General features: G+C 51.0%; 12 protein-coding genes and 1 pseudogene. 11 read left to right on the forward strand and 2 right to left on the reverse strand.

The window, feature by feature from the left end:
- Nucleotides 1-9: 9 nt before the first annotated feature.
- The 10 genes and pseudogenes from yihA (at nt 10) to thiI (ending at nt 12,041) form a co-directional block, all read left to right on the forward strand.
- Nucleotides 10-615: a ribosome biogenesis GTP-binding protein YihA/YsxC gene (gene yihA, locus DWX76_RS05010; RefSeq protein ID WP_107001606.1), complete on the forward strand. Its 606-nt coding sequence runs from the start codon at nt 10-12 to the stop codon at nt 613-615.
- 593 nt (nt 616-1,208) lie between these two features.
- Nucleotides 1,209-2,210 (forward strand): GPR endopeptidase, encoded by a 1,002-nt coding sequence (gene gpr, locus DWX76_RS05015; RefSeq protein WP_118570228.1) that lies wholly within the window; start codon nt 1,209-1,211, stop codon nt 2,208-2,210.
- 88 nt (nt 2,211-2,298) lie between these two features.
- Nucleotides 2,299-3,528 carry a stage II sporulation protein P gene (spoIIP, locus tag DWX76_RS05020; protein WP_118570229.1) on the forward strand — a complete coding sequence of 410 codons (1,230 nt, stop codon included), beginning with the start codon at nt 2,299-2,301 and terminating at the stop codon, nt 3,526-3,528.
- Between the two features lie 178 nt (nt 3,529-3,706).
- The gene (gene lepA / locus DWX76_RS05025; RefSeq protein ID WP_022359720.1) at nt 3,707-5,521 is read left to right on the forward strand and encodes a translation elongation factor 4; all 1,815 of its coding nucleotides are present in this window, start codon (nt 3,707-3,709) and stop codon (nt 5,519-5,521) included.
- On the forward strand, nt 5,521-6,777 hold the full coding sequence (gene hemW / locus DWX76_RS05030; RefSeq protein ID WP_118570230.1) for a radical SAM family heme chaperone HemW: 1,257 nt from the start codon (nt 5,521-5,523) through the stop codon (nt 6,775-6,777). Before lepA ends, hemW begins: the two co-directional genes overlap by 1 nt.
- Before the next feature lie 92 nt (nt 6,778-6,869).
- Nucleotides 6,870-7,631, forward strand: coding sequence for a sulfite exporter TauE/SafE family protein (locus tag DWX76_RS05035; protein WP_022359721.1), 762 nt, complete (start codon nt 6,870-6,872; stop codon nt 7,629-7,631).
- 273 nt (nt 7,632-7,904) lie between these two features.
- Nucleotides 7,905-8,859, forward strand: a pseudogene (prmA, locus tag DWX76_RS05040) (50S ribosomal protein L11 methyltransferase).
- Nucleotides 8,860-8,861: 2 nt separating this feature from the next.
- Nucleotides 8,862-9,596, forward strand: coding sequence for a 16S rRNA (uracil(1498)-N(3))-methyltransferase (locus DWX76_RS05045; RefSeq protein ID WP_118570231.1), 735 nt, complete (start codon nt 8,862-8,864; stop codon nt 9,594-9,596).
- 31 nt (nt 9,597-9,627) lie between these two features.
- Nucleotides 9,628-10,782, forward strand: a complete 1,155-nt coding sequence (locus DWX76_RS05050; RefSeq protein WP_117795084.1) for a cysteine desulfurase family protein — start codon at nt 9,628-9,630, stop codon at nt 10,780-10,782.
- A gap of 80 nt (nt 10,783-10,862) precedes the next feature.
- The gene (gene thiI, locus DWX76_RS05055) at nt 10,863-12,041 is read left to right on the forward strand and encodes a tRNA uracil 4-sulfurtransferase ThiI (RefSeq protein WP_022359724.1); all 1,179 of its coding nucleotides are present in this window, start codon (nt 10,863-10,865) and stop codon (nt 12,039-12,041) included.
- A 212-nt stretch (nt 12,042-12,253) separates the two neighbouring features.
- Here the strand turns inward: thiI and DWX76_RS05065 are convergent, their stop codons facing one another.
- Entirely contained in the window at nt 12,254-12,484 is a 231-nt protein-coding gene (locus DWX76_RS05065) for an HPr family phosphocarrier protein (protein ID WP_022359725.1), read from the reverse strand.
- Nucleotides 12,485-12,575: 91 nt separating this feature from the next.
- Here DWX76_RS05065 and mtaB point away from each other — a divergent pair, with 91 nt between their 5' ends.
- Entirely contained in the window at nt 12,576-13,892 is a 1,317-nt protein-coding gene (gene mtaB, locus DWX76_RS05070) for a tRNA (N(6)-L-threonylcarbamoyladenosine(37)-C(2))-methylthiotransferase MtaB (protein WP_118570233.1), read from the forward strand.
- Nucleotides 13,893-14,018: 126 nt separating this feature from the next.
- Here the strand turns inward: mtaB and DWX76_RS05075 are convergent, their stop codons facing one another.
- Entirely contained in the window at nt 14,019-14,777 is a 759-nt protein-coding gene (locus DWX76_RS05075) for a ThiF family adenylyltransferase (RefSeq protein WP_107001596.1), read from the reverse strand.
- Between the last annotated feature and the right edge of the window lie 110 nt (nt 14,778-14,887).

The raw sequence follows: 14,887 nt of genomic DNA on the forward strand, positions 1-14,887 counted from the left end.
AGAAAAAATATGATTATAAAAGATGTAAATCTGGAAACCGTCTGCGGTATCACCAGTAAGCTGCCGGCAAATACACAGCCTGAATTCGCGTTTGCAGGCAAATCAAACGTCGGCAAATCGTCCCTGATCAATGCGCTGATGAACCGCCGATCCTATGCGAGAACATCCTCGCAGCCGGGCAAGACCCAGACGATCAATTTTTACCATATCAACGACGCGTTTTACTACGTCGATCTGCCAGGGTACGGCTACGCGCGCGCGAGCGTTGAGGTCAAGGCAAAGTGGGGCAAGATGATTGAGAATTATCTGCACAAATCGCAGATGCTTCGCTGCGTCTTCCTGCTGATTGATATCCGTCATGAGCCGTCTTCAAACGACAAACTCATGTACGACTGGATCGTTTCCCAGGGCTTCCAGCCGATCCTGATTGCGACCAAGGCTGACAAGATCAAGCGCAGCCAGCTCCAGAAACAGTTAAAGATTCTCAGAACAGGTCTGGGAGTCGGCACCGAAGTGATGATGATTCCGTTCTCCGCCGAGACAAAACAGGGCAGAGAAGAGATCTGGAACTATCTGGAGACGGAGATCTGGAAGGTGGAACATCCGGGGGAATAGATGCCGGTGGGTAATTGTTCACAGGTAGGAATTTTCTGAACTGAAAATTCCGTACGATACAGTTCCGGCAGCAGATTTTGCCGATTTGGAATGCGTAGCATCGGCAAAATCCCGTTGCTGAGCACACATGTGTGAACAGTAACGCCGGTGGAGAGTGCGGACGGCGAGAAATAGAATAGAGTTTTAGAAAAATTCGAAAAATAAACGTATAAACTGCGGTATCTGACCGGATATCAGGCGGCGCCTATCCTTGCGGGCGATGTCAAATATCTGGGCTGGGTGGCGCAGTTTTTTACGTTAGGATTTTTTGAGAGAATAAAACATATATTTCTGGAAAATATAAGAATTGAGGTAACTGTTCAGTAGGTCTGCGCATTTACTGCGCTGACCGTACGAAAACATGGGCCAGCAGGCAAAAATCCCATTGCCGTAGGCAATTTTTAATGGATTTTTGCGCGTGACTGTGAAGATACTGAACAGTTACGAATTGAGAAAAATAATAAGGCTATCTTGAAGTAAAAAGTGACAGGATGGAATTTAAGCCTTATAGTGGTGCGGGTTGTGATTGAGTAGTGAGATAGAAGGGAGCAGCCATGTTTGAAAATCGGACGGATCTGGCGTTGGAGGAGAGAGAAAGTTTTGAGGGGGATGGGGGCGAAATCGGCGGTGTGGCGCTGCGGGAATGGCGCTGTCATGGCAGTTCGATCCGGATGACGGAAGTCTCGATTTTGAACGAAAAAGGTGCGGAATCAATGGGAAAGCCGATGGGAACCTACCTGACGATGGAAGATCCGGGGCTGTCGGAGACAGAGGACGCATACTGTGAGGCGGCTGCCGGGGAGTTAGGACGGCAGCTGGCGTCCCTGATCCGGAAAAACTGTGCTTCAACCATGGCCGGACTTTCGATTCTGGTAGCGGGACTGGGAAACCGGCAGGTGACGCCGGATTCGCTGGGACCGCGCGTGGTGGATGGGCTTTCGATGAACCGCCATCTGCGGACGGAGCCAGGCAGAAGAAATGGCACATACCTCTATACGGCTGAGAAAGCGGGGCGGATGGTGCATCCGGTTCTCAGCGGTATCCATCCGGGGGTGATGGCACAGACAGGGATGGAGACGGCAGAAATTGTCCGCGGCGTCGTGCGGGAGAGCCGCCCGGATCTGGTGATCGCGGTCGACGCGCTGGCGGCGCGAAACGTCCACCGTCTGGCAAGCACCATTCAGCTGACGGATACAGGAATTCATCCGGGTTCCGGCGTCGGCAACCACCGCCGGGGAATGACGCGGGAAAATCTCGGTGTGCCGGTAATCGCGATCGGCGTTCCGACGGTTGTGGGCGCGGCGGCGATCGTTCACGGGACGGTCAATGCGTTAGTGCGGATACTAACCGCCTCAAAAGAGGGCAGCCGGTACGGTGAATACATCCGGGAACTGGATTCGGACAGCCAGTATGAGCTGATCCGGGAACTTCTGGAACCTGAATTTGGAGCGATGTTTGTGACCCCGCAGGACATGGACGAGCGTATCTGCAAGCTGAGCGCAGCAATCGCCGAGGGGATCCGGCGGGCAGTGGAACGGCTGGAGGAAGAAAGATAACATTGAAAAAAATGCCAGATTGAAAAACAGAACTAAACAGGAAACTACACTTTGCTAACCGCATAGGATAGAACAGGAAAGAAGGGAGATGAATGCGGTGCGGTGGTGGCAGAGGGCAGCCGGGCTCCTGATGGTTCTGTTTTTGCTGACAGTCGGCTGGAAGATGCGTGCATTCATCTGGACAGCTGTGCAGAATGCGGTGGTAAGGTCCTGGTATCCGGTCTGGGGGACTAATTTGCGGGATATACCAGATTCGGAGGAGGGGAAAAGGCATAGTAGACTTGCCGGGTGGAAGAAACAGACGCAGGGAGAAGCCGATCCGTCCTATTATAAATATCTGGAAGAACAGGAAGTCCGGCAGGAGTATATGGATTTCCTGGCACAGTTTTCCGGGAGTAGGCTGGTGGATGGAACTTTACTTGGAAAATGGAACGGGCTTGTTCATGAAAGTGGGAGACAGGGCGGCGGAGAGACGGACGAAGAGAGGCTGTATAGTGTTGGAAAGAATGGAGAAAAGACAGAGAGGGCAAATCCTGCCGCACTGGTGGACAGCCCGCGTCTGCGGAAAAAGCTGGAAGATTATGATTATCTGATCCAGCATTTTTTTACAATCCACCCGACGGCGTCGATTGACCGGAGCCTGATGAACGCAGAGACATTTTTGTCGATGGATCTGACAATCAGGAAGGACGAGGCGGACGGACCACAGATCTTGATTTATCATACCCATTCGCAGGAAAATTATAGAGATTATGCGGGAAGCGACGGAAAGGGCGCGGTAGTGTCTCTGGGGGAAGAGCTGGCAAAACGGCTGCGGGCGAAAGGATATCAGGTCTGGCACGATACAACTGCCTATGATATGAAGTCGGGGCATCTCGACCGGAGCCGTGCCTATACATATGCCTGCGAGGGTGTCACGAACCTTTTGCAGAAATACCCGTCGATTCAGGTGATTTTAGATGTGCACCGGGACGGTGTCAGCGAGCAGACGCATCTAGTCACGCAGATAGAAGGGAAACCAACGGCACAGATCATGTTTTTCAACGGTACCAGCGAGACGCCGGACGGACCGATCGAGTATCTGGCAAATCCCTGCCGGAAGGAAAATCTGGCGTTCAGTTTTCAGATGAAGTGGAATGCCGATCAGATATATCCTGGGTTTACGCGGACGATTTATTTAAAGGGGCTTCGTTACAATCTACATCTACGCCCGCGCTCGGCGTTGATTGAGGTCGGGGCACAGACGAATACATATGAAGAGGCGGTCAATGCGATGGATCCGCTGGCGCAGCTTCTGGATCAGGTGCTGACAGGCTAATGGCAAGGCTTTTAGTCAAGGCTTTTTCTATTTCAGGACTTGCGGCGTACCTGAAAAAATGGTATATTCATTTAGATCAGGTGTTATTTATTATAAAAGATGATTTTAAATAAAAAATAAGATATCGCAGCAAACATTTTGCTGCCAAACAAAGTGATACAGAGAGAGGAATGAACGGATGGCAATTATAGATCAGAGCAAAATCAGAAATTTCTGCATCATTGCACATATCGATCACGGCAAATCAACGTTGGCAGATCGTATTATTGAGATGACGGGACTTTTAACGAGCCGTGAGATGCAGGCGCAGGTGCTTGATAACATGGATCTGGAGCGGGAGAGAGGTATTACCATCAAGTCGCAGGCAGTCCGCACGGTATATAAGGCGAAAGACGGTCAGGAGTACATTTTTAATCTAATCGACACGCCTGGACATGTGGACTTTAACTACGAGGTTTCCCGAAGCCTGGCGGCGTGCGACGGCGCGATTCTGGTTGTGGATGCGGCACAGGGAATCGAGGCGCAGACGCTGGCGAATGTATATCTGGCGCTGGATCATGATCTGGAGGTCATTCCGGTGTTAAATAAGATCGATCTGCCGAGTGCGGATCCGGAGCGCGTGGCAGCGGAGATCGAGGATGTGATCGGTCTGGAGGCGTCAGATGCACCGCGCATTTCTGCGAAGACCGGCTTAAATGTCGAGGCAGTTCTGGAGGAGATCGTGCAGAAGATCCCGGCACCGGCGGGCGATCCGGAGGCATCGCTGCAGGCGCTTATTTTCGACTCTCTGTATGATTCTTACAAGGGCGTTATCGTATTCTGCCGTGTGAAGAACGGTACGATCAAAAAAGGCACACGCATGAAAATGATGGCGACCGGAGCGGCTGCCGAGGTTGTGGAGGTCGGATATTTTGGCGCAGGTCAGTTTATTCCGTGCGAAGAGCTTTCAGCCGGTATGGTTGGCTATGTGACTGCCAGTATTAAAAATGTGCAGGATACCCGCGTGGGCGATACGATCACCGATCTGGACAACCCATGTGCAGAGCCGCTTCCGGGTTACAAGAAGGTAACGCCGATGGTATACTGCGGTCTTTATCCGGCGGATGGTGCGAAATATCCGGATCTGCGGGACGCACTGGAAAAATTGCAGCTCAACGATGCAGCGCTCTATTTTGAGCCAGAGACATCGGTAGCGCTGGGCTTTGGTTTCCGGTGTGGTTTCCTGGGGCTTCTCCATCTGGATATTATCCAGGAACGCTTGGAACGCGAGTACAATCTGGATCTTGTGACAACGGCGCCGGGCGTTGTATACCGGGTGCACAAGACGAACGGCGATATGATTGAGCTGACGAACCCGTCAAACCTGCCGGATCCGTCCGAGATTGCCTATATGGAAGAGCCGATCGTGTCGGCGGAGATCATGGTTACGACCGAGTTTGTCGGTGCGATCATGACGCTGTGCCAGGAGCGCCGCGGCGTTTACCTGGGAATGGAGTATATTGAGGCGAGCCGTGCGCTGCTGAAATATGAACTTCCGTTAAATGAGATTATTTATGATTTCTTCGATGCATTGAAATCGCGCTCCCGCGGTTACGCGTCGTTTGATTATGAGTTAAAGGGCTACGAGGAATCCAAGCTGGTAAAACTGGATATTCTCGTCAACCGCGAGGAAGTGGACGCGCTCTCTTTCATCGTATTCGAAGGTTCGGCATATGAGCGCGGCAGAAAAATGTGCGAGAAGCTCAAGGATGAGATTCCGCGTCATTTATTTGAAATTCCAATCCAGGCGGCGGTCGGTGGAAAGATCATTGCCCGCGAGACGGTCAAGGCAATGCGGAAGGACGTTCTGGCAAAATGCTACGGCGGCGATATTTCCCGAAAGAGAAAACTTCTGGAGAAGCAGAAGGAAGGAAAGAAACGTATGCGTCAGATCGGAAACGTAGAGATTCCGCAGAAGGCATTTATGAGCGTCCTGAAGCTGGACGAGGAATAATGGAATTATATATACACATCCCGTTCTGCGTCCGCAAATGCCGTTACTGTGATTTTCTTTCGTTTGCGTCCGATGCGTGCGTGCGGGAAAAATATGTGGATCAGCTGATCCGGGAGATTGAAAGCATTCTGGAAGAGGATGCAGGGCAGTGCCCTGAAAATGCGGCGCCGCGGCTAAACCTGACAGGGCGGACGGTGGAGACGATCTTTATCGGCGGCGGAACGCCGTCCCTGCTTCCACCATCGGCGATTGAGCGGATTCTGGCAGCCGTCCGGCAGGTCTTTCGGGTAGAGCCGGATGCGGAGATCACGATGGAGGCGAATCCGGGGACATTGACGCCGGATTCGGCAGCCGGTTACCGGAATGCAGGGGTCAGCCGCCTGAGTCTGGGGCTGCAGTCGGCTTCGGAGGAGGAATTGCGGCTTTTAGGGCGGATTCATACGCGGGAGCAGTTTTTACAGAGTTTTCGTGCTGCGCGGGACGCTGGATTTGACAATATCAATGTCGATCTGATGTCGGCGCTTCCGGGACAGTCGGAGGAGAGCTGGCAGGAGACTCTGCGGTTCGTCTGCGACCTTGAACCGGAACATATTTCCGCATACAGCCTGATTGTGGAAGAAGGCACGCCGTTATATGACGAGTACGGGGAGATGTGCGCGGATCTGGAGAAATACGGCGATTACGCCTCTATGCCAAAGCGTTTACAGACGAAGTATGAAGGCTGCAAATGTCTGCCGGATGAGGAGACAGACCGGAATATGTACCACCACACGAAAACAACGCTGGCGAAGCTGGGCTATGAGCGGTATGAGATTTCCAATTATGCCAGACCGGGCTATGCCTGCCGCCACAACATCGGTTACTGGACCGGTGTGGAGTATCTGGGACTTGGTCTGGGGGCATCCTCGCTGGTGGGCGGGAAACGCTTTCAGGTGACAGCGGATTTGAACCGTTATCTGGTGTTTACGAAAGAAGAACTGGCAGCGGGCGCGCAGTATGAGGAAATACATGAACTGAGTCGTCAGGAGCGGATGGAAGAATTTATGTTTCTGGGGCTGCGGCTGACCGGCGGCGTCCGGACGGCAGAGTTTGAACGCCGGTTTGGCGTGGCGATGGAAGCGGTGTACGGCGAGGTGATCGAGCGGCTTTTGAAAGAAGGATTGTTGGAAGCATCGGTCCAGACAGATAGCCATATCCGCCTGACTGAATATGGCTTGGATGTCAGTACCTATGCACTGGCGGAGTTTTTGCAATAAGAATAGAAATGTATGCCCGGAGTGCTTTTTGATTTCTGTTTTGCGACGGCAGGAGGAATTTGGGCGTGCATGAAAATTTTGGAGGATGTAGCATGGATTGCACGATACTGCAGTTTATAATCGTCTGCCCGATGGTATTTCTGGCAGGCTTTGTGGATGCGATCGCAGGGGGAGGCGGATTGATTTCACTTCCGGCGTACCTGATCGCCGGGGTTCCGACCCATATGGCGCTCGGAACCAACAAAATGAGTTCCATGATGGGAACGGCAATCGCGACCGGGCGGTTTGCCAAAAACGGTTACATACAGTTTAAGAAGGTGGTCTGGTTTATCGTGGCGGCGCTGATCGGTTCTTCGATCGGTTCGAACCTGACTCTGTTAGTCAGCGATAAGATTTTACAGTATATGATGATCGTGATTCTTCCGATTGTTGCATTTTATGTTATGCGGAATAAGAAAATGGGCGATGATTCGCTGGCGGGCACCCTGCCGGAGCGGAAATCATTTCTGATTGCGCTGGCATCCGCGCTGATCATCGGTATTTATGATGGTTTTTACGGACCGGGAACCGGAACTTTCCTGCTGCTGGTGCTCACAGGAGCGGCGCGCTATACGATGAAAGAGGCGGCGGGTACGACAAAGGCGATCAATCTTTCGTCTAATGTGGCGGCGTTTGTCACATTTGTGATTCACGGCAAGATCATTTACACGCTGGGGCTGGCTGCGGCGATCTGCAGTATTTTAGGAAATTATATCGGTTCCGGCCTGGTAATGGGAAATGGACAGAAGATCGTGCGCCCGCTGATTCTAGTGGTGCTGGCGATCCTGTTTGTGAAGATTTTATCGGGAAATTAGAAAAGAAAATTAAAACGATTAGGCGGATTCATTCGTTTGACAGTTACTGTTCACGCATACGTGCCCAGTAACGGAATTTGCCGTGGCTTCGCATTTAAATACGGCAAATTCCTGCTGCCACCACGTTTTCTTACGGCACTTTCGGTTCCAAAAGTGCCTACCTGTGAACAGTAACGTTTGACACATTTACAGTGAAAATGATGAAAAAATAGCTGCGTGATGAAACGTGAATATTTGGCTGATAAGTCGTTTCAATAAAGAGAGGTAACGAACATGAAATGGAAGAAATTTACGCTGACGACCACCACAGAGGCGGTGGATCTCATCAGCTACACATTGGATGAGCTCGGCATCGAGGGTATTGAGATTGAGGATAATATCCCACTGACCGAGAAAGAGACGAAGGGAATGTTCATCGACATTCTGCCGGAGCTTCCGCCGGATGAGGGCGTGGCGAAGGTAAGTTTATCTCGATGAGGATGATGATATCCCGGCGATGATGGCGAAAGTCAAAGAGGCGCTGGAAGAATTGAAGCCGTTTACCGATCTGGGCGCCTGCACGTTTGCAGAATCCGAGACGGAGGATAAGGACTGGATCAACAACTGGAAACAGTATTTCAAACCGTTTACGGTCGATCACATCCTCATCAAGCCGACCTGGGAGACAGTGCCGGAGGAGCACAAGGACAAGCTGCTGATTCAGATCGATCCGGGTACGGCGTTTGGTACGGGCATGCATGAGACAACGCAGCTGTGCATCCGCCAGCTCGAGAAATACGTGACACCGGATTCAGAGGTGCTTGATGTCGGAACCGGAAGCGGTATCTTAGGCATCACGGCGTTAAAACTGGGCGCAAAACACGTATTTGGAACGGATTTGGATGAAAATGCGATCACAGCCGTTGGCGAGAATCTGGAAGCAAACGGAATCGCACCGGAGCAGTTCAAGGTCGTACAGGGCAACATCATCGACGATAAAGCAGTGCAGGACGAGGTAAAATACGAGTATTACGACATTGCGGTTGCCAACATCCTGGCAGACGTTATCATCATGTTGCAGAAAGAGATCCCGGTTCATATTAAGAAAAATGGTATCTTCATCACATCGGGTATCATTGATATGAAGGAAGAGGCAGTCAAGGCGGCATTTGAGGCGAACGATGCCTTTGAGATTGTAGAGATTACCCATCAGGGCGAGTGGGTTTCTGTGACAGCGAGGAAGAAATAATCATGTACCATTTTTTTGTGGAACCGCACCAGATCGGGGCGGAAGAAATCAGGATTGAGGGCGCGGATGTCAACCATATCCGCAATGTTCTGCGGATGAAGCCGGGCGAGGAGATCCTGATCAGCAGCCGTGAGGGCGGCGACTATTTCTGCCGCGTGGAAGAACTGGAACCAGAGTATGTTTCGGCAAAGATTCTGGAAGAATGGGAAAACAAAGAGCTTCCGGCGCGGATTCACCTGTTCCAGGGGCTTCCGAAGGGCGATAAGATGGAACTGATCATCCAGAAGGCGGTGGAGCTGGGGGCATACCGGGTGGTTCCGGTCAGCATGAAGCGCTCGGTTGTCAAGCTGGATGCGAAAAAAGCGGACGCGAAGAGAAAACGCTGGAATGCGGTTTCTGAGAGCGCCGCGAAGCAGTCCAAGCGCAGCCTTATCCCGGAGGTGGCGTCGCTTATGACCTACAAAGAGGCGGTCAAAGAGGCAGCCGGGTACGATATGGTTCTTCTGCCATATGAGTCGGCGGACGGCATCCGGAAAACGAGGGAACTGCTGGCGTCGGTCAAGCCGGGTACGGATATCGCCGTTTTCATCGGTCCGGAGGGCGGTTTTGAGGACGAAGAAGTCGAGCTTGCCAGGGAAAACGGGGCGGAGATCGTAACGCTTGGAAAGAGAATTTTGCGGACGGAGACGGCAGGCTTGTGTATGCTGTCGGCACTGATGCTGCAGTTGGAAGTGTAATTGGAAAATTACAAAGGAGATAGAGATAAAAATGGAAGCCTATTTTGATAATTCAGCGACCACCAAGGTGCTGGACTGCGTAAAGGATGCGGTCGTTGATGCAATGTGCGTCAACTACGGAAACGCGGCGGCGAAGCACAGAAAAGGTGTGGAAGCAGAAAATTTGATTCGCGAGGCAAAGAAGGCGATCGCGGATACACTGAAAGTGCAGGAGAAGGAGATTCTCTTTACTTCCGGCGGAACAGAGTCGAACAATACGGCGCTGATCGGCACGGCGCTGGCAAATCGCAGAGCCGGAAAACACCTTATCACGACCGGTGTGGAACATCCGTCGATCTACAATACGATGTCATTTCTGGAGGAGATGGGCTTTGAGGTGACCTATCTTCCGGTCGATCATCTGGGGCATATTTCTCTGGAGGATCTGGAAAAAGCTATCCGCGAGGACACGATCCTGGTGTCTGTGATGTACGTCAATAACGAGGTCGGAGCAGTAGAGCCGATCGAAGCGATCAGCCAGTGCATCAAGAAGAAAAATCCGAAGACATTGTTCCATGTCGATGCGATCCAGGCATATGGAAAATATAAGATCCGTCCGAAAAAACAGGGAATTGACCTGCTTTCCGTCAGCGGACACAAGATCCATGCGCCGAAGGGCGTCGGATTCCTCTATATCCGCGACGGTGTCAAGATCCGCCCGATTCTGTTTGGCGGCGGCCAGCAGAAGGGCATGCGTTCCGGTACGGAAAATGTGCCGGGGTGTGTCGGACTCGGCGTGGCAGCACGCGAGGCGTACAAAGATTTTGATGCACGAATCGAAAAGCTGTATACACTCCGGGAGCACCTGATTGCGGGATTGAAACCGCTCGGCGGCGTCACCATCAACGGCAGTGAGGACCGCACCAACGCGCCGCAGATCGTCAGCGCCAGCTTTGAGGGCGTCCGCAGCGAGGTACTTCTCCATGCGCTGGAGGACAAAGGGGTTTATGTATCGTCCGGTTCCGCCTGCTCGTCCAATCATCCGGGCATCAGCGGTACTTTAAAGGGAATCGGCGTGAAAAAAGAACTTCTCGATTCGACGATCCGGTTCAGTCTGGGTGATCTGAATACCGAGGAAGAAGTAGACTATGCGATCGGCGTTCTGGGAGAACTGCTTCCGGTACTGCGCCGTTACCAGATGAAATAAAATGGCTGTTTAAAGAATGGCTGTTCAGTTTTTTTGCGGGAAAGCAGAAGAATGACAGCCTGTTGTAGAAAGGGAATTCCATGTTTCATACATTTTTGATTAAATATGCGGAGATTGGCCTGAAAGGTAAAAACCGCTATGTATTCGAGGACGCGCTAGTGTCCCACATCCATCACTCGTTAAAACGTCTTGATGGAAAATTTACCGTAACCAAGGAGGCAGGGCGTATCTATGCGACCGCAGCGGAAGAATTTGATTACGATGAGGTCATCGACGCACTGAAAAAGGTATTCGGTATTGCGGCGATCTGTCCGATGGTCCAGTTAGAGGACAACGGCTATGACGACCTGAAAGCGAAGATTGTTGAGTATGTGGACAAAGCATACCCAGATAAACACTTTACGTTCAAGGTAAACACCCGCCGTGCCAACAAACAGTATCCGCATACCTCCGAGGAAGTCAACCGCGATCTCGGTGAGGTCATCCTGGACGCATTCCCGGAGACAAAGGTAGACGTACACAATCCGGATGTTCTTTTAAATGTGGAACTGCGTGCAAAACGTATCAACGTATACTCTCTGGTGATTCCGGGACCGGGCGGTATGCCGGTCGGAACCAATGGACGCGCGATGCTGCTTTTATCCGGCGGTATCGACAGCCCGGTGGCAGGATACATGATCGCAAAACGCGGCGTTACCATCGAGGCAACTTATTTCCATGCGCCGCCATACACCAGCGACCGTGCAAAACAGAAAGTAGTCGATCTGGCAAAACAGGTAGCAAAATACGCAGGTCCGATCAAATTAAACATAGTCAATTTCACAGATATCCAGCTCTACATCTACGAGCAGTGCCCGCATGAGGAGCTGACGATTATCATGCGCCGTTACATGATGAAGATCGCGGAAGAGCTGGCGAAGAAAGACGACTGTCTCGGACTCATCACCGGCGAGAGCATCGGTCAGGTAGCATCCCAGACGGTTCATTCCCTGGCGGTTACCAATGCAGTCTGCACACTTCCGGTCTTCCGCCCGCTGATCGGTTTCGACAAACAGGATATCGTCGATATTTCCCTGAAAATTGGTACCTACGAGACATCGATCGAGCCGTATGAAGATTGCTGCACCATCTTCGTAGCCAAACACCCGGTTACCAAGCCGGTCCTGCACCTGATTGAAAAATCCGAGCGCAATCTGGAAGAGAAGATAGATGCGCTGGTAAAAGAGGCGATCGATACGGTTGAGGTTATCCGGTGCTAGTCATATATAAAAAAGAATGTGCCTTGGCACATTCGGGCGTCTCGCGCGGTCGCTTGCGACAGTTTTTTGCTTCGCGCGAGTGCGCATCCTCGCGGAGTTTTTTTTCATAGGACGCAGTTCTCTATGAAAAAAAAAGAACCGCTGCAAAGCGAGTTGCTTAACAGCGGTTTTTTTCGTTTCAAACAGAACCATCTCGATCGTTCTAATGGTTGCTATACAATGTACGGAGCCAGTGTCGTTAAGATCTCATCGATCTGGTTCTCAGAATGGATGTTTAAATCGATCGGTTTGGACAGATCCAGACTGAAGATACCCATGATGGATTTAGCGTCAATCACATAACGTCCGGAAACAAGGTCAAAATCTACGTCGAACTTTGCTAAGTCGTTGACGAAGGATTTAACTTTATCGATCGAGTTTAAAGAAATACGAACTGTTTTCATGAAAAAAACCTCCTCTATCTACAATAATACTTTTATACTACAAAGTAATCTGACAAAAGTCAAGAGAGGATTCAATTTAAAGGAGATAAAAATGAGAAAAGCGGCATTCCACAATCTGGGCTGCAAGGTGAACTCGTATGAGACGGAAGCCATGCAGCAGCTCTTAGAGGATGCAGGATATGAGATTGTGCCGTTCCGGGAAGGAGCGGATGTTTATATTATCAACACGTGTTCCGTGACGAATGTTGCCGACCGGAAATCGCGCCAGATGCTGCACCGGGCAAAGAAAATGAACCCGTCGGCGGCTGTTGTGGCGGTCGGCTGTTATGTGCAGGCAGCAGGCGCGGAGCTGAAAAAAGATGAGGCGGTCGATCTGATCGTCGGCAATAACCAGAAAAAAGATCTGGTACAGATTCTGGATGATTATTTTACAGATCACGAAAACAGCGGTGAGATTCTGGATATCGGACATTCACAGGAATACGAAGAACTCCATATCCGCCGGATTGCTGACCATACGCGTGCCTTTATCAAGGTACAGGACGGCTGCAACCAGTTTTGCAGCTATTGTATTATACCATATACGAGAGGACGCGTCCGCAGCCGCCGCCCGGAGGACATCGAGCACGAGGTGCGCGGGATTGCGGAAGCCGGATACAAGGAAATTGTCTTGACAGGTATTCATTTAAGCTCCTATGGTGTCGATTTCAAGGATGAGCAGCAAGAAAATCTGCTGACTTTAATCAAACGTCTCGACCAGATTCCGGGCATTGAGCGCCTGCGCCTTGGTTCTCTTGAACCACGTATCGTAACCCGCAAATTTGCCAAAGAGCTGGCGAGGCTGCGGACCATCTGCCCGCACTTCCATCTGTCACTCCAGAGTGGCTGTGACGCGACTTTAAAGCGCATGAACCGCCGCTACAACGCTGCTGAATATCAGGCGTGCTGTGAAATTCTGCGGGAAGAATTTGACAATCCGGCGATCACGACCGATGTCATCGTAGGATTCCCGGGCGAGACCGAAGAAGAATTTGCCGAAACAGAACGCTTCTTAAAAGCGATCCATTTCTATGAAATGCATATATTCAAATACTCCCGCCGCGCAGGCACCCGCGCCGCCGATATGCCGGATCAGGTACCAGAAGGAACCAAATCCGTCCGCAGCGATATCCTGCTGGCACTGGAAAAACAGCAGTCCTTAGAATACCGCGGGCGCTTCCTCGGAACCGAAGAAGAAATCCTTCTCGAAGAACCAATCGAGATTGACGGAACCAAATACATGATGGGACACACCCGCCAGTATGTCAAAGGTGCCGTGCCATACGAAGAAGGATTGAAAAATAAGACGGTGAAGGGAATCTTCACGAAGGCACTGAATGAAGAGGTGCTTTTACTGGAAAATGAATAAAAGACAGGAAACGAAAAAACCAATGATACCCCCAAGATGGGATTCATTGGTTTTTTACATACATATAAAATTAAAAAAAATGACATAAATAGAATATATCGGCTTAACAAATTAATCAGTAAGCAATCAATGAACCCCAACGAGATCCTTAATAACTTCCCCAGCAATAATCAGTCCCACTACGGACGGCACAAAAGAGATACTCCCCGGAATCTGCCGTCTGGCGGTACAGCTGCGTGCGGTTCCCGGCGGGCAGACACAGTGGGAACGGCAGGAGATTGCCATATCATCGCCCGGAGTCAACGGTTTCTCTTTCGAATAAACCACTTTCAGTTTCTTGATTCCGCGTTTTTTTAGCTCACGCCGCATGACCTTCGCGAGGGGGCAGACGGAAGTCTTATAAATGTCAGTTACCTCAAAGGCAGCCGGATCCAGCTTGTTTCCGGCACCCATCGAGCTGATGATCGGCGTGTGGCTTGCCTCTGCCTGTTCTACCAGCATCAGTTTTCCCGTTACGGTGTCGATTGCGTCGATCACGTAGTCATACTGGGAAAAATCAAATTCCTTCGCGGTATCCGGCATGTAGAATGTCTTGTAGGTGTGGACAACCGCATGCGGGTTGATGGATTTGATGCGTTCCTCAGCGACATCGACCTTGTACTTTCCGATGGTGGAGGTGGTTGCGATGATCTGACGGTTGATGTTGGTTAAGCAGACCTTGTCATCGTCGATGAGATCAAGCGTGCCGACGCCGCTGCGCGCGAGGGCCTCCACCGCATAGCCGCCGACTCCGCCGATGCCGAAGATGGCAACGCGTGCTTTTGATAAACGCTCCATGGCATCCCTGCCGAGGAGAAGTTCCGTTCGTGAAAATGAATTTAACATATGATACTCCCTTATAATATATTCTGTCAGTAGCTTCACAGTCACAACTGTGCTATACTAGATAATAGCAGGCTCTGTTTCTGAACGTTTTTTACCCATCAGTTCGGTAT

The sequence above is a fragment of the Clostridium sp. AF21-20LB genome, assembly GCF_003478795.1.
GTDB lineage: Bacteria > Bacillota > Clostridia > Lachnospirales > Lachnospiraceae > Otoolea > Otoolea fessa.